The following is a 20239-nucleotide window of genomic DNA, read 5'->3' on the forward strand; positions in this document are numbered from 1 at the left end:
CAAGAGCCCTTTGGTTACTTTGGGCTGGGCCGGCATTCCGGCTTTTCCAAAGTGAGCCGCCGTCAGGGCGGAACCCTAAGTGGCCGTTACCGCAGCAATGGATATGTACACGGCCCAACTGTGTTGACTGTCAGGCCGCCATCGCAGGCAAGTCAGCTCCCACAGTTTGACTGCGGGGTGTCAGGTAGGTATGTGTCGGCTGTCCGGTCGCCACGGGGGCAAGATGCCTTGCCACAGGTGGACTACGGTGCGCTTGGAACATAAAAAAAGGTGCGACCCTCGCGGATCGCACCTTTTTTATTGCCGGCTGGCTATCAGTTGCCCAATGCCTTGGACGCCAACCAGAACAATCCGGCCGAGAGGCCTACGGTCGCTGGCAAGGTCAATACCCAAGCCATCAGGATGGTCTTGACCGTGCCACCTTGCAGGCCGCTCTTGTTGGCAACCATCGTGCCCGCCACGCCAGAAGACAGGACGTGAGTGGTGGACACTGGCAGGGCGAAGATATTGGCAAAGCCGATCATGGTGGCCGTGGTGATTTGCGCCGACATGCCCTGGGCATAGGTCATGCCTTGCTTGCCGATCTTCTCACCGATGGTCAGCACCACGCGCTTCCAGCCCACCATGGTGCCCAGGCCCAGGGCCAGTGCGACCGCGAGGATCACCCAGAACGGGGCGTACTCGGTGGTGGCGGTCAGGTCTTTGCGCAGCTTGTCGAGGTCGGACTTCTCACGGGAGTCCAGGCCTGGCAGCTTGCCGACTTTCTTCGCGGTGTCATCCAGGCAAAGCAGGTAACGACGCACTTCGATGCGGTGGTCGGCCGTCAGCGAGTGGTAGTCCGAGACGCCCTTGAGGGTGCCCAGCAGCGCGTTGATCGTCGGTTCGGTCTGCTGCGGGTTGCAGCGGAACTTGCCCGGCAGGTCATCCTTCACGCTTTTGCCCAGGGCCAGGAACTCACCGAGGGTCTCGTGGTTGCGCTGGTAGAACTGGTTCAGGTGCAGGGTGGCGTCGCGGGTACGTTCGATCTGGTAGGTGGTGCTGCCCAGGTCCAATACGAACTGCGCCGGCACGATGCCGATGAGCACCAGCATGATCAGGCCGATGCCTTTCTGGCCATCGTTGGAGCCGTGCACGAAGCTCACAGCCATGGCCGAAATCACCAGCACCAGGCGGTTCCAGAACGGCGGGTGCTTTTTGTCGTCAAGCTTGCGGCGCTGGTCCGGGGTCTTGTGCATCTTTGACAGCGGGCGCCACCACTTCAGGCCGATCAGCACCAGGGCGGCGACCAGGAAGCCCGCCATCGGCGAGAACACCAGCGACGCGCCGATATCCACGGCCTTCTGCCAGTTCACACCGTCAGCCAGGGGGATGTCGTTGATCAACGCGTTGGCCAGGCCGACACCGAGGATCGAGCCGATCAGGGTGTGGGAACTGGAGGCGGGGATACCGAAGTACCAGGTGCCCAGGTTCCAGGTGATTGCCGCCGCCAACAACGAGAAGACCATTGCCAAGCCATGGCCGGTGTTCACATTGATCAGCAACTCCACCGGCAGCAAGTGCACGATGGCGTAGGCGACACCGACACCACCGAGCAATACGCCGAGGAAATTGAACACCCCGGAGAAGAACACGGCCAAGTGTGGCGGCATGGCTTTGGTATAGATGACTGTGGCCACCGCGTTAGCGGTGTCATGAAAGCCATTGATGAACTCGAAGGCGAGGACAAAGGCCAGGGCGAGCAACAGGCTCACGAGAACCCAAGCATCCAGTCCGCTGAATAAATCGATCATGAAGGTTTTCTGACCCGGTCGTAAGGGGGCGCGATTATGCCAGAAAACATCAGTAATCGATGCATTAGCTGCTCATCGGTAACAATCTTCCTGGAAAAAAATGCGGCAAGACGCACGCATCCCTGGGTTTTCGGGGCTTTGGCAAGTCTTTGATTTATAAAGCGCAGGCCCCAGAAGACGGGCTTTCTTCATGAAAACGCCATGCCTGAAACATTTGTATGAAATTTCGTAGGTGGATGTAGGTTGCTGACCAGCGGACGCTAAAGCAGGTGCCCTCTGCCAGTACTGCACCGGCAGAGACAGCACGACTCTTGAAGCTCGAACCGAAGCGCTTATGGCTCCTCGGTCTTGAGTTCCTGCTCGATCTTTTGGATTTCCTGGGCAAATGCCTGGTCTAGCAGGCTGGCACGTTTACGCCATGGCTTGCGTTCCGGCTCGGGTTGCGCGGCGTAGGTGGTGACTTCCCCGCCGTAGACATCCTTGTAACGTTGCTCCTGGCGCTCAAGTTCCGCGCGCAGTTCATCTTTCGTCACAGTATTACCTAATTGAATTGAGTTTATTGATTGCGCAGCGTCATGCCTGAAAGTCGTGCTCGGGCGATACCAAATAAAACAGGCGAACCGTTCAAGTTGGTACATGGGCCTGAAGGCCGTTCTTTCAAGCGAGTACTTGTGACCGGCGTTGCCAGCAGCCTGCAATGCCTGGTGAGCTCCACTCCCGATGGTGATACCGGGCTGACCTCTGCACAGGTTGCATTATAGCGGCGCATTTGAATAACACTATCATCATGAAGTTAAAAAGCGTCAACGACATGTCTGGAGTTTGTTACATACCGCCGCGTTATTTGTGAACACCGTCATCTTCATGTCTACATTTGAGTTACACGCACATCTCATGTGGGAGCGGGCTTGCTCGCGAAGGCGGTGCGTCAGTCAACATGTATGTTGCTGGGCGGACCTCTTCGCGAGCAACCCCGCTCCCACATGAGTTCTGCGTTGATTTCGCTTGATTGATCGGCATTAGGGTAGATGTCTACGCTTTACAGAGGCATCAGGCAAATCTGAAACGTTAGCGGGTGGGGCTGCGCCAAATTGCGATAATCGCATGATCGTCCGATAATCGCCCAATGTTGCCGCCGCTGGCTTGTGCGGTACGGCCGGCACGGCTTGTAATAGCCGCCAACCCTCCCGTGGTGATAACAAGAGAAGGCCCTTTTAAATGAACGATCAATTGCGCAACTCCTTTGCATCAGTGGCGCCGCCGATCGTGGCTTCACCGGCCAAGCGTATCCAGGCATTCACCGGTGATCCGGATTTCATGACGTCCCTGGCCCGTGGCCTGGCCGTGGTGCAGGCGTTCCAGGAGCGCAAGCGTCACCTGACCATCGCCCAGATCAGCCACCGTACCGAAATTCCCCGCGCCGCCGTGCGCCGTTGCCTGCATACCTTGATCAAGCTCGGCTACGCCACCACGGACGGGCGCACCTATTCGTTGTTGCCCAAAGTGCTGACCCTCGGTCATGCCTATCTGTCGTCCACACCGCTGGCTGTCTCGGCCCAGCCTTATCTGGACCGCATGAGCGAGCAACTGCATGAAGCCTGCAACATGGCGACCCTGGAGGGCGATGACATCCTTTATATCGCCCGTTCTGCCACTACCCAGCGCCTGATCTCGGTTGACCTTTCGGTAGGCGGGCGCTTGCCTGCGTATTGCACGTCCATGGGCCGCATTCTGCTGGCCGCCCTCGACGATGCCTCGCTGCAGGATTACCTCGACCATGCCGACCTGCAAACCAAGACCAGCCGCACTCTGACCACGCCGCAAGCGTTATTTGAATGCCTGCAACAGGTGCGTCAGCAGGGCTGGTGCATTGTCGACCAGGAATTGGAGCAGGGCCTGCGTTCCATCGCGGTGCCGGTGTATGACGCGTCCGGCCAGGTGTTGGCCGCGCTGAATGTCAGCACCCACGCCGGGCGGGTCAGCCGCAGCGAGTTGGAGCAGCGCTTTTTGCCGAGCATGCTCAGCGCCAGCCGTGAGCTGAGTGCGCAACTGTTTGCCTAACCTAAGATGTTCGGTGACCGCACAGATCCCGACTGGCTCGATTGACGGTGTTTCCCTTGGCTTATTAATGTGCGGCAGCGCTCTGAGGAGCTGCCCCCTATAAGAATGACGACCTCAGGTTGTCAGCCCGCCATCGGTGTGGAATAAAAATAATGAATCAGCCTTCTGTCGGTACCACCCTGGACGTACAGTCCTTTATCAACGCCCAGCCACTCTCGCGCTATCAGTGGCGCGTGGTGATCCTGTGTTTCCTGATTGTCTTTCTCGACGGCCTCGACACGGCCGCCATGGGCTTTATCGCGCCCGCGCTGTCCCAGGACTGGGGCATCGACCGCGCCAGCCTCGGCCCGGTGATGAGCGCCGCGTTGATCGGCATGGTGTTCGGCGCACTCGGTTCCGGCCCGCTGGCCGACCGCTTTGGCCGCAAAGTCGTGCTGGTCGGCGCGGTGTTGGTGTTTGGTGCGTTCAGCCTGGCGTCGGCCTACAGCACCAATGTCGACCAGTTGCTGGTACTGCGCTTTCTCACCGGCCTGGGCCTGGGCGCCGGCATGCCGAATGCCACCACCTTGCTCTCTGAATACACCCCCGAGCGGCATAAATCCTTGTTGGTGACCAGCATGTTCTGTGGCTTCAACCTGGGCATGGCCGGCGGTGGGTTTATTTCGGCCAAGCTGATCCCCGCGTTCGGCTGGCACAGCCTGTTACTGATCGGCGGCATCCTGCCGTTGATCCTCGCGGTGGTGCTGTTGGTTTGGCTGCCGGAGTCGGCGCGTTACCTGGTGGTGCGCAATCGCGGCACTGACAAGGTGCGCAAGACCCTGGCCCCTATCGAGCCAAGCATCGTCGCCCAGGCCACTCACTTCAGCGTGCCGGAGCAAAAAACCGTCAAGGCCCGCAATGTGTTCGCGGTGATCTTCTCGGGCACCTACAGCGCTGGCACCTTGCTGTTGTGGCTCACGTACTTCATGGGCCTGGTGATTGTTTACCTGCTGACCAGTTGGCTCCCCACCTTGATGCGTGACAGCGGCGCGAGCATGGAGCAGGCCGCGTTTATCGGCGCGTTGTTCCAGTTTGGTGGGGTGCTGAGCGCGGTGGGCGTGGGCTGGGCGATGGACCGGTTCAACCCGCACAAAGTGATCGGCACGTTCTATCTGCTGGCCGGGGTGTTTGCCTACGCGGTGGGGCAGAGCCTGGGCAACATCACGCTGTTGGCCACCCTGGTGCTGGTCGCCGGGATGTGCGTCAACGGTGCGCAATCGGCGATGCCGTCGCTGGCGGCACGTTTCTACCCCACCCAGGGACGTGCCACCGGGGTGTCGTGGATGCTCGGCATCGGCCGCTTCGGCGCGATCCTGGGGGCGTGGATGGGCGCGACCTTGCTGGGCCTGGGCTGGAACTTCGAGCAGGTGCTCACGGCGCTGGTGATTCCGGCGGCATTGGCCACGGCAGCGGTGGTGATCAAGGGCATGGTCAGCCATGCCGATGCAACCTGAAACCGATCACTATCCCTGTGGGAGCTGGCTTGCCTGCGATAGCGGTGCTGAATTCACTCGCGCCATCGCAGGCAAGCCAGCTCCCACATTGACCCTGTTCTTTGCGATGGTTAGTTAAGCAACAATCGGTTCGATAATCGAACACTCAGTCGATTATCGGATTGTTTGGCCCATTACCCCGGCTTAACCTTCAAGCACTTCGGCGCCACCTCAGCGCCTTTTTCGATCAACACCGGGAGCCCAACCCCATGGCTGAAATCCTCACCCTGCGTGATGCGGTCAAGCGCTTCGTGAACGACGGCGATACCGTCGCCCTCGAAGGCTTCACCCACCTGATCCCTACGGCCGCAGGCCATGAAATCATTCGTCAGGGCAAGAAAGACCTGACACTGGTGCGCATGACGCCTGACCTGATCTACGACCAGTTGATCGGTGCCGGCTGTGCACGCAAGTTGATTTTCTCCTGGGGCGGCAACCCGGGCGTGGGTTCCCTGCATCGCCTGCGTGACGCGGTAGAGAAACAATGGCCGCAAGCGCTGGAGATTGAAGAGCATAGCCACGCCGACCTGGCCAATGCCTACGTCGCCGGTGCCTCCGGCCTGCCGTTCGCGGTGTTGCGTGCCTACGCCGGTTCCGACTTGCCCAAGGTCAACCCGCTGATCAAGACCGTCACCTGCCCCTTCACCGGCGAAGTGCTGGCGGCGGTGCCATCGGTGCGCCCGGACATCACTGTGATTCACGCGCAGAAAGCCGACCGCAAAGGCAACGTGCTGCTCTGGGGCATTCTCGGGGTGCAAAAGGAAGCGGCCCTGGCGGCCAAGCGCTGCATCGTCACCGTCGAGGAAATCGTCGACGACCTGAATGCGCCGATGAACAGCTGCGTGCTGCCGACCTGGGCGCTGACGGCGGTGTGTCATGTACCCGGTGGTGCGCATCCTTCCTATGCGCACGGCTACAACGAGCGGGATAACCGCTTCTATCAGGCGTGGGACCCGATTGCCCGCGACCGTGGGACCTTTACCGCCTGGATCGACGAATACATCCACGGCACTGCCGACTTCAGTGAATTCCAGGCCAAGCTGGCCACCGCGCAGGAGGCTAAGTAATGGCTTACTCCACCAATGAAATGATGACCGTCGCCGCCGCACGCCGCCTCAAGAACGGCTCCGTGTGCTTCGTCGGCATCGGCCTGCCATCGAAGGCCGCCAACCTGGCGCGCCTGACATCGTCGCCGGATGTGGTGCTGATCTACGAGTCGGGCCCGATTGGGGCCAAGCCCAGCGTATTGCCGCTGTCCATCGGTGATGGCGAGCTGGCGGAGACCGCTGACACTGTGGTACCCACCGGTGAGATCTTTCGCTACTGGCTGCAGGGCGGGCGTATTGATGTGGGTTTTCTCGGCGCGGCCCAGGTCGACCGTTTCGGCAATATCAACACCACCGTGGTCGGTGATTATCACCAGCCCAAAGTGCGTTTGCCGGGTGCCGGTGGCGCGCCGGAAATCGCCGGTTCCGCCAAGAGCGTGCTGATCATCCTGAAGCAGTCGTCCCGTTCGTTTGTCGACAAACTCGATTTCATCACCTCTGTGGGGCACGGCGAAGGTGGCGACTCGCGCAAGCGTCTGGGCCTGCCCGGCGCCGGCCCGGTGGGCATCATTACCGACCTGTGCATCATGGAACCGGAGGAGGGCAGCCATGAGTTCGTGGTCACTGCGCTGCACCCCGGCGTGACCCGCGAGCAAGTGGTCGCCGCCACCGGCTGGGCGATTCGCTTTGCCGACCAGGTGAGCACCACCGCTGAGCCCACCGAGACCGAATTGACCGCCCTGCGTGACCTCGAAGCGCGCACTGCGGCTGCCCACGGCCAAGCACCGGGAGAAGCCTGATGCGCGAGGTTTATATCTGTGATGCCATTCGCACGCCTATCGGCCGTTTCGGCGGTGGCCTGTCCACGGTGCGTGCCGACGACCTGGCGGCGCTGCCGATCAAGGCGTTGATTGAACGCAACCCGTCGGTGGACTGGAGCGCCGTAGACGAAGTCTTCCTCGGTTGCGCCAACCAGGCCGGTGAAGACAACCGCAACGTGGCACGCATGGCGTTGCTGCTGGCGGGGCTGCCGGAAAGCATTCCCGGCGTGACCCTCAACCGCCTGTGCGCCTCGGGCATGGATGCCATCGGCACCGCCTTTCGTGCGATTGCCAGCGGTGAAATGGAGCTGGCGATTGCCGGTGGCGTCGAATCGATGTCCCGCGCTCCGTTTGTGATGGGCAAGGCCGACGCGGCGTTTTCGCGCAACATGAAGTTGGAAGACACCACCATTGGCTGGCGTTTTATCAACCCGCTGATGAAGGCCCAGTACGGCGTGGATGCCATGCCGCAGACCGCCGATAACGTGGCCGACGACTACCAGGTTTCCCGCGCCGACCAGGACGCTTTCGCCCTGCGCAGCCAGCAACGCACCGCCGCCGCCCAGGCCGCCGGATTCTTTGCCGAGGAAATCGTACCGGTGCGGGTCGCGCATAAAAAAGGCGAAACCCTGGTGGAACACGATGAACACCCACGGGACACCACGTTGGAAGCCTTGGCCAAGCTCAAGCCGGTCAACGGTGCGGACAAGACCGTCACCGCCGGCAATGCCTCGGGCGTCAACGACGGCGCCGCCGCGTTGATCCTCGCCAGCGCCGAGGCCGTCAAGCAACACGGCCTCACCGCTCGCGCCCGTGTGCTGGGCATGGCCAGTGCCGGTGTCGCCCCGCGGGTGATGGGCATCGGCCCGGTGCCGGCGGTACGCAAGCTGGTGGAGCGCCTGGGGTTGGCGGTCACCGATTTTGACGTGATCGAACTCAACGAAGCCTTTGCCAGCCAAGGCCTGGCGGTGCTGCGCGAGCTGGGTATTGCGGACGATGCGCCCCAGGTCAACCCCAACGGTGGCGCCATTGCCCTCGGCCATCCCCTGGGGATGAGTGGTGCGCGGTTGGTGCTGACGGCCCTGCACCAATTGGAAAAAAACGGCGGCCGCAAAGGCCTGGCGACCATGTGCGTTGGCGTTGGCCAAGGCCTGGCCCTGGCGATTGAACGCGTCTGATAACTAAAAGAGGATTGCTCCATGAGTGACAAGCCCGGTTACCGGCGCCCGCAAGCGGGCACCCAACCTGATTACCTGCACCCGGCGTACCAGTCGACGAACCTGCGTTCGCCGTCTCAGCCATTGGTGTTTCTGCCCCATTCCTTGTCGGAAATCACCGGCCCGACCATCGGCGCCGAACGTATCAATGACAAGGACAACGACCTGACGGCCCAGCATGACGGCGAGCCGCAAGGCGAGCGCATCATCATTCATGGCCGCGTGCTGGACGAAAACGGCCTGCCAGTGCCGGGCATTCTTGTGGAGATCTGGCAGGCCAATGCCGCCGGCCGCTACAACCACAAGCGCGACCTGCACGATGCACCCCTGGACCCGAATTTCACCGGCACCGGGCGCACCGTCACCGACGCCGACGGCTGGTACCAGTTCCAGACCATCAAGCCTGGCGCCTACCCGTGGGGCAACCACCACAACGCGTGGCGCCCGGCGCATATCCACTTTTCGCTGTTCGGCCCCAGCGTGCTGACGCGCTTGGTGACGCAGATGTATTTTCCGGGCGATCCGTTGCTGGAATACGACCCGATCTACAACTGCGTGCCGGACACCAGCGCCAAGCAACGCTTGATCGCCAGTTTCGACCTGGAAAAAACCATTCCTTCCTATGCCCTCGGCTACCGCTGGGACATCGTCCTGCGCGGCCGCGACGCCACGCCGATGGAGAAATGAGATGACACTCAACGCGACCACGTCCCACACCGTCGGGCCGTATTACCACATTGGCCTGACCTGGCTGAACCGTGAAGACCTGACCGTCACTGCCACCCTCGGCGAACGCGTGGCAATCACCGGGCAAGTGGTGGACGGCAACGGTGATGTCGTCAACGACGCCATGCTGGAAGTCTGGCAGGCCAATGCCGCCGGCAAATATGCCCACCCCGAAGACGAGCAGGACAAAGCGCTCGACCCGAACTTCGAAGGCTTCGGCCGCGTGCCGGTGGATGCCCAAGGGCGTTTTCGCTTTACCACCATCAAGCCTGGCAGTGTGCCGGGGCTCAAGGGCACCACCCAGGCGCCGCACTTGGTGGTGCTGGTGTTTGCCCGTGGGTTGGTGAAGCACTTGCTGACGCGGATTTATTTTGACGGTGAGGCCTTGAATGGCGATGACCCGTTGCTGGCGTGTGTACCGGCCGAACGTCGTAGCACCCTGATTGCCAAGGCGGATGCGGCAGGGGTGTATCAGTGGAATGTGATTTTGCAGGGCACAGATAAGGAAACGGTGTTCTTCGACTATTGAGTTGGCTGTAGGGCCCCATCGCAGGCAAGCCAGCTCCCACCTTTGAATGTGTTCACAACACAAAATGTGGGAGCCGGGCTTGCCCGCGATGAGGCCCTCTCACGCTCCACCTATCCAAAAGTCTGCTTGCGGAACAGGGTTGTTGCAAAGTATGTCTAGGCTATAACCGTTCCCACTGAGTAAAAAAACATGACAACAAAAACCAGCCACTACACCGGAGAAGAACGCAGCAAACGGATCTTTGCGATTGTCGGTGCTTCCTCCGGCAACCTGGTCGAATGGTTCGACTTCTACGTCTATGCCTTCTGCGCGATTTATTTCGCCCCGGCGTTTTTCCCCTCGGATGACCCTACGGTGCAGTTGCTCAACACCGCCGGTGTGTTTGCCGCCGGGTTCCTGATGCGTCCGATTGGCGGCTGGTTGTTTGGCCGGGTGGCCGACAAGCACGGGCGCAAGAATTCGATGATGATTTCGGTGCTGATGATGTGCGGCGGCTCCCTGGTCATCGCCTTCCTGCCCACCTATAACGACATCGGTGCCTGGGCCCCGGCGTTGCTGTTGGTGGCGCGGCTGTTCCAGGGCTTGTCGGTGGGCGGCGAGTACGGCACCACGGCCACCTACATGAGTGAAGTCGCGCTCAAGGGCCAGCGTGGCTTCTTCGCCTCGTTCCAGTACGTGACCCTGATCGGCGGCCAGTTGCTGGCGGTGCTCGTGGTGGTGATCCTGCAACAGATCCTCACCGAAGAAGAACTGCGCGCCTGGGGCTGGCGCATCCCGTTTGTGATCGGCGCCATTGCCGCCGTGATCTCCCTGCTGCTGCGTCGCACCCTGAAAGAAACCACCAGCAAGGAAATGCGCGAAGACAAGGACGCCGGCAGTATCGTCGCGCTGTTTCGCGACCACGGCAAAGCCTTCATCACGGTGCTGGGCTACACCGCCGGCGGCTCGCTGATTTTCTACACCTTCACCACCTACATGCAGAAGTACCTGGTGAACACCGTGGGCATGCACGCCAAGACCTCGAGCTACATCATGACCGGCGCGCTGTTTCTGTACATGTGCATGCAGCCGTTGTTCGGCATGTTGGCCGACAAGATCGGCCGACGTAATTCGATGCTCTGGTTCGCCGGCCTTGGCACGCTGTTTACCGTGCCGATCCTGCTGACCTTGAAAACCGTGACCAGCCCGTTTCTGGCCTTTGTGCTGATCACCCTGGCCTTGGCGATTGTCAGCTTCTACACCTCCATCAGCGGCCTGGTCAAAGCGGAGATGTTCCCGCCGCAGGTGCGTGCATTGGGCGTGGGCCTGGCGTATGCAGTGGCTAACGCGGTGTTTGGCGGTTCGGCAGAAGTGGTTGCGCTGAGCCTCAAATCCATCGGCATGGAAAACACCTTTTATTGGTACGTCACCGCGATGATGGCGGTGGCCTTCCTGTTCAGCTTGCGCCTGCCGAAACAGGCGGCGTACCTGCATCACGATCTGTAAGGGATGAGTTATGACGTTGCGCACGAGCAATCAACTGTTCGACGCTTATTTCACCGCTGACAGCATGGCCGACGTGTTCTGTGACCAGGGACGCTTGCAGGGCATGCTGGATTTCGAAGCCGCACTGGCCCGGGCGCAGGCCCGCGTCGGGTTGATTCCCCAGGCCGCCGTCGCGCCGATTGCCCAGGCGTGCCTGGCGTCGCTGTATGACGTGGATGCCCTTGGCAGCGCAATTGCCACGGCGGGCAACTCAGCGATTCCATTGGTGAAGGCGTTGGGCAAGTTGATCGCCAGTGAGGACGCCGACGCCGAGCGTTATGTGCACCTGGGCGCAACCAGCCAAGACGTGATGGACACCGGCCTGGTGCTGCAACTGCGCCGTGGGGTGGAACTGATCGAGGCCGACCTGGCTCGCCTGGGGGATGTGTTGGCCGCCCAGGCCCAGCGTTATGCCACCGTGCCTTTAGCCGGGCGCACCTGGTTGCAGCACGCGACGCCGGTCACCCTGGGGATGAAAATCGCCGGTTGGCTGGGCGCGGTGACGCGCAGTCGCCAGCGCCTGGCCGAATTGAAGCCGCGCCTGCTGGTGCTGCAATTTGGCGGCGCATCAGGCACGTTGGCGGCGCTCGGCGAACACGCCATGCCGGTGGCCGAAGCCTTGGCCGCCGAGTTGCAACTGGGCTTGCCGGAACAACCCTGGCACACCCAGCGTGACCGCCTGGTGGAGTTTGCCAGCCTGCTAGGCCTGATCGCCGGCAGCCTCGGCAAATTGGGCCGCGATATCAGCCTGTTGATGCAGACCGAAGCGGCGGAGGTGTTCGAGCCTTCGGCGCCGGGCAAGGGCGGTTCGTCCACGATGCCGCACAAGCGCAATCCAGTGGGCGCCGCGGTGCTGATCAGCGCAGCCACCCGTGTACCGGGCCTAGTGGCGACGATGTTCAGCGCCATGCCCCAAGAGCACGAACGCAGCCTGGGCTTGTGGCACGCCGAATGGGAGACCTTGCCGGAGATTTGCCGCCTGGTGTCCGGTGCCTTGCACCAGGCAATTCTGGTCAGTGAAGGGTTGGAAGTGAATGCCGAACGCATGGCACAGAACCTCGACCTGACCCAGGGCCTGGTGCTAGCCGAAGCGGTGAGTATCGTGCTCGCCCAACGCTTGGGCCGCGACACCGCGCACCATCTGCTGGAACAGTGCTGCAAACGTGCGGTCGCCGAGCAGCGCCATTTGCGCGCGGTGCTGGCGGATGAGCCGCACGTCACCGCCGAGTTGTCAGCGGCTGAACTGGACCGCCTGCTCGACCCGGCCCACTACCTGGGCCAGGCGTCCACCTGGGTTACGCGTGCAGTGACCGAACATTTTGCTTTGACTGCCTGAGGAGAACGCTGTGGCTTTTGTACAACTCGCCGAGGGCGAACTGCATTACCAACTCGAGGGGCCCGCCGACGCACCGGTATTGGTGCTGTCCAATTCCCTGGGTACCGACCTGCATATGTGGGATATCCAGATTCCGGCCTTCACCGAGCATTTTCGCGTACTGCGCTTCGACACCCGCGGCCACGGCCAATCCCTGGTGACCGAGGGGCCTTACAGCATTGAGCAACTGGGCCAAGACGTGATCGCACTGCTGGATGCGCTGGAGATCCAGAAGGCGCATTTTTGCGGATTGTCCATGGGCGGCTTGATCGGCCAATGGCTGGGCATCCATGCCGGCGAGCGTCTGCAACGCCTGGTGGTGTGTAACACCGCGGCCAAGATCGGTACGCCCGAGGTATGGAACCCGCGTATCGAAATGGTCCTGCGTGATGGCGCAGCCGCGATGGTAGCGCTGCGCGATGCGTCGATTGCGCGCTGGTTCACCGCAGATTTCGCCGCCGCCCACCCGCACCAGGCCAAGCAGATCACTGACATGCTCGCGGCCACGTCGCCCGAGGGTTATGCCGCCAACTGCGGCGCTGTGCGCGATGCGGATTTTCGTGAGCAATTGTTCTCGATCAAGGTGCCGACCCTGGTGATTGCCGGCACCGAAGACGCAGTGACGCCGCCAGCCGGTGGCCACTTTATCCAGAGCCATGTGCAGGGTGCCGAGTATGCCGAGTTCTATGCGGCGCACCTGTCCAACGTTCAGGCCGGTGCTGCGTTCAGCGACCGGGTGATCGAATTTCTGCTGGCCCGCTGAGGAGCTATTTGTGGACGAGAAACAACGTTACGCCGAGGGCCTGCAGGTGCGCCGCGAAGTACTGGGCGATGCCCACGTCGACCGCAGCCTCAATGCCCTGACCGAGTTCAACAGCGAGTTCCAGGAAATGATCACCCGCCACGCCTGGGGTGACATCTGGACCCGCCCCGGCCTGCCTCGGCATACCCGCAGCCTGATCACCATCGCGATGCTGATCGGCATGAACCGCAGTGAAGAACTGAAACTGCACCTGCGTGCTGCCGCCAGCAACGGCGTGACCCGCGCCGAGATCAAGGAAGTGCTGATGCAGAGTGCGATCTACTGCGGGATCCCGGCGGCGAATGCGACGTTTCACCTGGCGGAGTCAGTGTGGGATGAGTTGGGTGTGGAGTCTCGCCAACAAGACTGAATATGAAATGCGATCTCCTGTGGGAGCTGGCTTGCCTGCGATTGCGGTGGGCCAGTCAATATTGGGCTGACTGACAGATTGCTATCGCAGGCAAGCCAGCTCCCACAGGGGATCGTCACAGGTTCAGGGCGTTAGTGGGAATCAGCATCCCACAGCCAATTCCACACCCCCGGCAGATGCACCGGCTCGTTCACAACCTTGACCGTACGTGCCAGCGCTGCACGTTCCAGCGCGGCGTGGTCGGTATAGAACGGCTCTGCCGCTGTCTTCAATCCGTTGACCCGCGCGCTGTCCATCAGGATCTGCAAGTACTCCTGCATATGCCGCGCGGTGTAGCGGTTGATGTCATGGAAGGTCACCACTACCGGAATCACCCCCTCCACTGTCGGTAGTTCACCCAAGGCGATGCGTTCGCGCACCACCGACAGTTGCCGATACAGATTGGCGCGCCGACGCGGGCTGGCGTTGAAGCCCCAGATCTTGCCGTCATTGGCACTCAAGTCCGTCAACAGTACCCGCATGCCGTGGCGTTGGTAGGCGGCGAAGGTGCGCTTGTCGTAGTTCCAGAAGGGCGGGCGTACCAGCACAGGTGGCGCGCCCGTGATGGCGGCAATATCCGCAGCACCTTCGGTCAGGGTGTGTTCCAGCGTGGCGTCGTTCAACCAGCGGTGATTGGTGTGAAACGCCGTGGCGGTGTGAAAGGCTAATACATGGTCAGCGGCGAACTCACGTTCCATGGTCTTGCGCCCCCGAGAACTGCCGCCGGAGCGAGCGGCTTCGGTCTGCAGGAAAAACACCGCCTTGATCCCCGGCAGTACCGGGTTATTGGCCAGGTCGGCCACTACCGAGCGGCTCGGGTTGTTGTAGCCTGAGGCACTTGGGCCATCGTCGAAGGTCAGCAGAAAGCGGATCGGCGCCTGGGTTTGCAGGCGTTGCTCGGTCTGTGGCGTCAGGGCGAGGGGCGGGCCGATGCAGCCGCTGAGGCTCAACGCCAGGGCCATTGCGATGGCGAAGGGTTTCATGGTGTGCACGGGCTCGAATAGTGGCCGCTGCAGGGCGAATCTGCAGCGGCAGGCTCGCACGATACAGCAAGATCAACGTTCTGGGGCTATGCCTTGATACAGGTCACCTCCAGATTGATTGCTGCATCGGCTCATGGCGGTGTGTCCGTGTCCGCCGTTAGGTATCAGTAGCCTGTTCGCGGTGGTTTGCCCATTTCCAAATTCAGCGCATTTTCGGTAAACGGCGCCGGGTTGGTGGAGGTGGGCGGGGTGGATGGGTCGTTGTCGAAGTCGAAGGGCGGTGCGTTAGTCGGCAGGCCGATTGCCTGCAGCTCAGAATTTTCCGGTCCAGGGCGCTCAGGGAGCTCTGGAAGTGGGTCGCTGGAGCCGCTTAGGAACGTACCGTTGGCGCCGTTCCAGGCATGTGCCATCTCGTGGTAGAACTGGGCGATCGGTGATGCGTTTGTCTTCCGATTGGACTCGCTCGGATAGTAAAAAATCATACCCTGGCCAGCAGCGGCACCGGCTACTCCGTCGTTTATCACACCCATTTTCGAGTCGTCGTGTGGGATTTTCAACTGTTCGCTGCGCGTGAGTTTTCCAGCTCAGTGGTATTGAACCCATACATGTTAATGAAATCGGATTGCATGATAGTGACCGGCGCACCGTTTCTATCAGCGGCTTTGTCCATCTCCTCCAGCATGACTCTCCCCGCAGGCGAGGAGCGGAGTAACTCAAGATCATCTTCGACCCGTTCTTTGAACACATCCGAGCCTACGATGCTAAACGCTCGCTGACCGGCATCGGTCGGCGTCACCCGGGTGATGGTCGATTGTTCCGTATCTGAAAGACGGTCACCGTTTTTGACGTAGATGCGCGCTGCGTTACCGTTGGCCCACACCCTGTCGAACCCTTTGCCCGTGTAGATAGTCGCTTCGTCGTGGGCGACTATCCGGTCATTGCCTTTGCCGCCATTTATCACCGTATGTCCGTTGCTGGCGTAGAGTCTGTCGTTGCCATCACCGCCATCCAAGTAACTTTTTTTAGTCGTCGGGCCAGCCCCCGCATACAAAACGTCCTTGCCCTGGTTACCGTACATCACCCCGTTTCCTGTAACGCCGATCAAGGTGTCGTTACCCTCGTTGCCTTCGGCATAACCGGCGCCACTGCCCAATCGGATATGGTCTCTGCGACGTCCCCCATAAACGGTGGTCGTGCCGCTGCTGGCATGAACCGTGTCATTGCCATCGCCCGCGTGGATCGTGACCGCGGCGGTGACAGTGGGGTCCAGCGTGATGTTGTCGTTGCCCCCAGCGGTCAAGGTGTTCAGGCTTAAGAACGGCACTGGCGTGTCTTTGGCGGGCGAAGTGTGTGAGGTGGGGGGCGGATTGTTGAGCGTGTAAGTCTGATCATTCACCGACACGCTCAGCCGGCGGTCGGCGTGCTGGCTGATATGGATAACGTCCGAAGCGTCACCCGTTTCCAGCGTCAGAATAGTGGCAGTGTGTTGCGGGTTATTGGGGTCTCTGTAGGAGGTTCGAATTTCCTGGGTAACCTTCAGGTTGCCGTTCTCCACCAGCACCTCTGTATTGGATCGCAGGTAGCTGCTGCCAGTGGCAGGAGGAGGGGGCGCCTCCGGTGAGATGGGCGGTGTAATGACGGGTAGGGCGATGGGGGACGCTGAGTTCATTGAACGTTACCTGCTCGTTTGACGTGGGTTAGTGTTCCCGGCCCTACGTGTCGCCAAGGCCAAGACATCCATCAGTCGTACGCCCTGAGTGAATTGAAGAACTGAAACTGCACCTGCGTGCTGCCGCCAGCAACGGCGTGACCCGCGCTGAGATCAAGGAAGTGCTGATGCAGAGTGCGATCTACTGCGGGATCCCGGCAGCGAATGCGACGTTTCACCTGGCGGAGTCAGTGTGGGATGAATTGGGTGTGGAGTCCCGCCAACAAGACTGAATATGAAATGCGATCTCCTGTGGGAGCTGGCTTGCCTGCGATTGCGGTGGGCCAGTCAATATTGGGCTGACTGACAGATTGCTATCGCAGGCAAGCCAGCTCCCACAGGGGATCGTCACAGGTTCAGGGCGTTAGTGGGAATCAGCATCCCACAGCCAATTCCACACCCCCGGCAGATGCACCGGCTCGTTCACAGCCTTGACCGTACGGGCCAGCGCTGCACGTTCCAGCGCGGTGTAGCGGTTGATGTCATGGAAGGTCACCACCACCGTTTACGTCAACTTTCTTGTGTCAGTATTGCATTCGCGGTGGGAGTCCCATTTCCTCGCGCAACGCATTCTCGGTGAATGGGGCCGGGTTCGTGGACGTCGGCGGGGTGGTGGGATCGTTGTCGAAGTCGAAGGGTGGGGCGTTAGTCGGCAAGCCGACAGCCTGCGGTTCGCCATTGGCAGGGCCTGGACTCATAGGGTCACCGGCTGTGCCTGGCAGAAAAGTACCGTTGGCACCGTTCCAGGCGTGTACCATTTCATGGTAGAACGCGACAATTGGAGAGGTGATGTTCTCGTTTTCAAAGGCCAAGATTGAGTTCTGCGCATAGTTAATTGTGCCTTGATCCGCACGGGCGCCAGGCTCCCCATCTTTTATTCCACCCCTCTTCGGGTCGCCCATAGGGATCTTTTTCCGCTCTTGCTCGCTTAATTTTTGCAGCTCACTGCTGTTGAACGTGTAACTGGAACCACCTTTTTTGTCTTCTTCGATGGTGACTGGAGCACCATTTCGCTCAGCCGCTTTATCCATTTCCTCCAGCATTTTGCGCCCCACAGGTGAGGCACGCAGCAGTGCCAGGTCATCTTCGACCCGTTGTTTGAACTCATCCGTACCTACGATTTTAAAAGCTTTTTTACCCGCTTCGCTCGGCTCCGTTCTAGTGATAGTCGATTGCTCTGTGCCTGGCAGGTAATCACTGCTCTGGGCATAAATACGCGCTTTGGTAAGGTTGCCCCAAACGGTATCGGATCCCTTCCCCGTGTACGCGGTGGTATTGGCGTAAGCAACTATTTGGTCATTACCGTCGCCGCCATTGATCACCGTATGCCCGTCGCCAGCGTATAACAGGTCGTCGCCCTCACCCCCATCCAGGTGGCTTTTTTTGTTGGCGGGTCCAGGCCCTGCATACAAACGATCGTTACCCTTGTTCCCGTACATCACGGAGTGTCCCGAACCGCCAATTATCGTGTCGTCACCGTCGTTACCTTCTACGTAGCCGCCGCCTTTACCCAAGCGAATAGTGTCGTTCCCGCGTCCGCCATAAATGTCGGGATTCCCCCCTTCGGTTTGAACGGTGTCATCTCCGTCACCCGCTTCGATCTTTACGTCGACAGTGACGTCAGGGGCCAGGGTGATGTTGTCGTTGCCTGCGCCGCTCTTAATGTGCAGGCTGAATTGAGGTTGTATGCCTTCCGATGATGAACTGTTTGGCGAGGGGTTATTGCCGTTGAAGGTGTATTCCTGCTCATTTACCTTTACACGCAGTGAGCCGTTCGGGTCCTGACTAATATGGATGACGTCCGATTTATCACTCGTTTCGAGTGTCAGGATATTGCCCATGAGCACTGGCTTCTTGGGGTCTCCATGGTGTTCGATGGCCTCCTCACTCGCTTTAAGATTACCGTCATCCACGAGCATCTGTGTCTTTCGGCGAATGAGGTCGTCGCCGGGAGGTGGAGTGTTGTCTGCAAGTGCGGAAGGCGCAGTTACGGGGGGAGCAGTTTGCGGGGCTATCGTAGTCATGGAAGATCACCTCTTGAGCTAAATAGGGTGGCTTGCCCAGTCCTTCGTTGTATTGAAGGCAAGGAGATCAATGAGTTGCATCGCTCGAGGTAATCGTTCCCTGCTCGATTGATACCGAGTACTACAGAGGACGGTAAGTAGGCATCAGGTTTTCTGAAGACTGAATAGGCCTTATCAAGTAGGAAAATGGGCTTTCGTTATGGGGGGGGAACCGAATAGTCGGTGTTGGAGGTAGTTGGGTGCATGCGATAAAAGAGCGCACAGGCGCACAGGCGCACAACGGTCGCACCGTGTGCGCTTGAACGTTTGGTTATCAAACCGATGGGAATTCACATCAGACTTATGGGATAGCTGACGATCAACCGGTTCTCATCGAACTCGTTGTTGCTGTAATCCCTGCGCATGCTGGAGTTGCGCCAGCGCACGTTGAGGTTTTTCAGGGTGCCGCTCTGCACCGTATAACCCACTTCGGTCTCGCGGCCCCACTCTTTGCCGTCTGTGATAGTGCCGGTGTGCACGTTACTGCCGCTGATATAGCGGTTCATCAGGGTCAGGCCCGGTACGCCGAGGGCGGCGAAGTTGTAGTCGTGGCGAACCTGCCAGGATTTTTCCTGTGCGTTGTCGTAGCTGGAGTTGTAGCTGTCGTTGGCCAGGGTGCCGCCGCTGGTGCCGTTGACGCGCATCCAGGCGCTGTCGCCGGTGAGTTTTTGCAGGCCGACGTAGAAGGTGTTGCCGCCGTACCTGGCCGAGAGCAAACCGGACCAGGTTTTGTTGTCCAGGTCTCCGGCGCGAGCGCTGCCGTCTTCCTTGCCGTAAAACAAGCCCAGGTTGGCGCCCAGGGTCCAGTCGCCGACGGGCTGGCTGTGGATCAGGTTGACGAACTGCTGGCTGTAGATGTCCTTGAGCTGGGCATTCCACACGCCGACTTGGGTGCGTTTGTCGTTGAATGCGTATTCGGCGCCCTGGAAATTGAAGCGGTCGGAGGTGAAGGCGGTTTTGCCGACCATCGACATGTCGCTCATGCTGCCGTCGTCCCGCGGGCTGTTGGCGCGGAATTGGCCGCCATAGAGGGTCAGGCCGTCGATTTCCTTGGAGGTGATCTGCCCGCCACGCAGGGTCTGCGGCAGGGAGCGGCCATCGTCGGAACGCAGAATCGGCAGCACCGGCATCCATTCGCCCACCTTCAGCTCGGTCTCGGAAAAGCGCGCCTTGAATGCCACGCCCAGCCGGCCAAACTCATCGGCTGGCCGGCCGTCATGGTCCAGCGGCAGCAACTGCGTGCCGCCCGTGCCACGGCCGCCATCGAGCTTGAGCGAGTACAAGCCCAGCACGTCCACACCAAAACCGACTGTGCCCTGGGTGAAACCGGACTTGGCGTCGAGGATGAAACTTTGTGTCCACTCCTGCGCGCCACCCTGGGCTTTGGTCGGGTTGGTGAAGTTGCGGTTGAAGAAGAAGTTACGCAGGTTGAGGTTGGCGCTGGCGTCTTCGAGAAAGCCGTGCTCCTGGGCGAAAACGGGCAGGGCAGAACTGGCGACAGCAGCCGCCAGCAACAGCTGGCGCGGTTGGAAAGTGCTCATGGTGTGGACCTGTTGTTATTGGGTTTATGCAGGTGGCGGCCATGGTGCGCGGCGGTGCGGGGGCGATGAAAGTGGGGGAAGGCGGGTTGTGGGCGATGATCGAACGTAAGTT

General features: G+C 60.4%; 18 protein-coding genes and 2 pseudogenes. 12 read left to right on the forward strand and 8 right to left on the reverse strand.

Features of this window, described 5'->3' with window-relative positions:
- Positions 1 to 314 precede the first annotated feature (314 nt).
- Together E1K68_RS07560 and E1K68_RS07565 are read right to left on the reverse strand one after the other, a co-directional pair.
- Positions 315 to 1790 carry an inorganic phosphate transporter gene (locus E1K68_RS07560; RefSeq protein ID WP_003189291.1) on the reverse strand — a complete coding sequence of 492 codons (1476 nt, stop codon included), beginning with the start codon at positions 1788 to 1790 and terminating at the stop codon, positions 315 to 317.
- A gap of 332 nt (positions 1791 to 2122) precedes the next feature.
- Complete coding sequence (locus E1K68_RS07565; RefSeq protein ID WP_003189295.1) at positions 2123 to 2323, reverse strand: hypothetical protein; 201 nt, start codon at positions 2321 to 2323, stop codon at positions 2123 to 2125.
- A 685-nt stretch (positions 2324 to 3008) separates the two neighbouring features.
- Between E1K68_RS07565 and pcaR the strand changes: the two genes are divergently transcribed.
- From pcaR to pcaC, 11 genes are all read left to right on the forward strand, one after another.
- Positions 3009 to 3851 (forward strand): pca regulon transcriptional regulator PcaR, encoded by an 843-nt coding sequence (gene pcaR / locus E1K68_RS07570; protein WP_003189296.1) that lies wholly within the window; start codon positions 3009 to 3011, stop codon positions 3849 to 3851.
- 152 nt (positions 3852 to 4003) lie between these two features.
- The gene (locus tag E1K68_RS07575) at positions 4004 to 5344 is read left to right on the forward strand and encodes an MFS transporter (protein WP_003189298.1); all 1341 of its coding nucleotides are present in this window, start codon (positions 4004 to 4006) and stop codon (positions 5342 to 5344) included.
- A gap of 248 nt (positions 5345 to 5592) precedes the next feature.
- On the forward strand, positions 5593 to 6450 hold the full coding sequence (locus E1K68_RS07580) for a CoA transferase subunit A (protein ID WP_003189300.1): 858 nt from the start codon (positions 5593 to 5595) through the stop codon (positions 6448 to 6450).
- Positions 6450 to 7229 carry a CoA-transferase subunit beta gene (locus E1K68_RS07585; RefSeq protein ID WP_003189301.1) on the forward strand — a complete coding sequence of 260 codons (780 nt, stop codon included), beginning with the start codon at positions 6450 to 6452 and terminating at the stop codon, positions 7227 to 7229. The genes E1K68_RS07580 and E1K68_RS07585 overlap by 1 nt, the downstream gene beginning before the upstream one ends.
- Entirely contained in the window at positions 7226 to 8428 is a 1203-nt protein-coding gene (gene pcaF / locus E1K68_RS07590) for a 3-oxoadipyl-CoA thiolase (RefSeq protein ID WP_194251677.1), read from the forward strand. The genes E1K68_RS07585 and pcaF overlap by 4 nt, the downstream gene beginning before the upstream one ends.
- Before the next feature lie 21 nt (positions 8429 to 8449).
- Positions 8450 to 9154 carry a protocatechuate 3,4-dioxygenase subunit beta gene (gene pcaH / locus E1K68_RS07595; RefSeq protein ID WP_032893118.1) on the forward strand — a complete coding sequence of 235 codons (705 nt, stop codon included), beginning with the start codon at positions 8450 to 8452 and terminating at the stop codon, positions 9152 to 9154.
- Between the two features lies 1 nt (position 9155).
- The gene (pcaG, locus tag E1K68_RS07600; RefSeq protein WP_057711892.1) at positions 9156 to 9722 is read left to right on the forward strand and encodes a protocatechuate 3,4-dioxygenase subunit alpha; all 567 of its coding nucleotides are present in this window, start codon (positions 9156 to 9158) and stop codon (positions 9720 to 9722) included.
- A 189-nt stretch (positions 9723 to 9911) separates the two neighbouring features.
- Positions 9912 to 11207, forward strand: coding sequence for an MFS family transporter (locus E1K68_RS07605; protein WP_032893116.1), 1296 nt, complete (start codon positions 9912 to 9914; stop codon positions 11205 to 11207).
- Between the two features lie 10 nt (positions 11208 to 11217).
- A complete protein-coding gene (locus E1K68_RS07610; protein ID WP_078802673.1) occupies positions 11218 to 12582 on the forward strand; it encodes a 3-carboxy-cis,cis-muconate cycloisomerase in 1365 nt (454 codons plus the stop codon).
- Between the two features lie 10 nt (positions 12583 to 12592).
- Positions 12593 to 13384, forward strand: coding sequence for a 3-oxoadipate enol-lactonase (gene pcaD / locus E1K68_RS07615; RefSeq protein WP_212613918.1), 792 nt, complete (start codon positions 12593 to 12595; stop codon positions 13382 to 13384).
- A 10-nt stretch (positions 13385 to 13394) separates the two neighbouring features.
- The gene (pcaC, locus tag E1K68_RS07620; protein WP_003189316.1) at positions 13395 to 13793 is read left to right on the forward strand and encodes a 4-carboxymuconolactone decarboxylase; all 399 of its coding nucleotides are present in this window, start codon (positions 13395 to 13397) and stop codon (positions 13791 to 13793) included.
- 131 nt (positions 13794 to 13924) lie between these two features.
- Here the strand turns inward: pcaC and E1K68_RS07625 are convergent, their stop codons facing one another.
- From E1K68_RS07625 to E1K68_RS28050, 3 genes are all read right to left on the reverse strand, one after another.
- Positions 13925 to 14815 (reverse strand): polysaccharide deacetylase family protein, encoded by an 891-nt coding sequence (locus E1K68_RS07625; RefSeq protein ID WP_212613919.1) that lies wholly within the window; start codon positions 14813 to 14815, stop codon positions 13925 to 13927.
- 164 nt (positions 14816 to 14979) lie between these two features.
- Positions 14980 to 15297 (reverse strand): M91 family zinc metallopeptidase, encoded by a 318-nt coding sequence (locus E1K68_RS28045; RefSeq protein WP_275959715.1) that lies wholly within the window; start codon positions 15295 to 15297, stop codon positions 14980 to 14982.
- Between the two features lie 71 nt (positions 15298 to 15368).
- The gene (locus E1K68_RS28050; protein ID WP_212613921.1) at positions 15369 to 16484 is read right to left on the reverse strand and encodes a M91 family zinc metallopeptidase; all 1116 of its coding nucleotides are present in this window, start codon (positions 16482 to 16484) and stop codon (positions 15369 to 15371) included.
- A 95-nt stretch (positions 16485 to 16579) separates the two neighbouring features.
- Here E1K68_RS28050 and E1K68_RS07640 point away from each other — a divergent pair.
- Positions 16580 to 16756 (forward strand): annotated as a pseudogene (locus tag E1K68_RS07640) (carboxymuconolactone decarboxylase family protein); the annotation flags it as partial.
- A gap of 131 nt (positions 16757 to 16887) precedes the next feature.
- Here the strand turns inward: E1K68_RS07640 and E1K68_RS07645 are convergent.
- The 3 genes and pseudogenes from E1K68_RS07645 to E1K68_RS07655 form a co-directional block, all read right to left on the reverse strand.
- Positions 16888 to 16989 (reverse strand): annotated as a pseudogene (locus tag E1K68_RS07645) (polysaccharide deacetylase family protein); the annotation flags it as partial.
- Between the two features lie 58 nt (positions 16990 to 17047).
- A complete protein-coding gene (locus tag E1K68_RS07650) occupies positions 17048 to 18547 on the reverse strand; it encodes a M91 family zinc metallopeptidase (RefSeq protein ID WP_003189329.1) in 1500 nt (499 codons plus the stop codon).
- 329 nt (positions 18548 to 18876) lie between these two features.
- A complete protein-coding gene (locus E1K68_RS07655) occupies positions 18877 to 20127 on the reverse strand; it encodes an OprD family porin (protein ID WP_212613922.1) in 1251 nt (416 codons plus the stop codon).
- Between the last annotated feature and the right edge of the window lie 112 nt (positions 20128 to 20239).

Origin of the sequence: Pseudomonas sp. B2021 (genome assembly GCF_018135665.1) — a bacterium.
GTDB classification, from domain to species: Bacteria; Pseudomonadota; Gammaproteobacteria; order Pseudomonadales; family Pseudomonadaceae; genus Aquipseudomonas; species Aquipseudomonas lactis.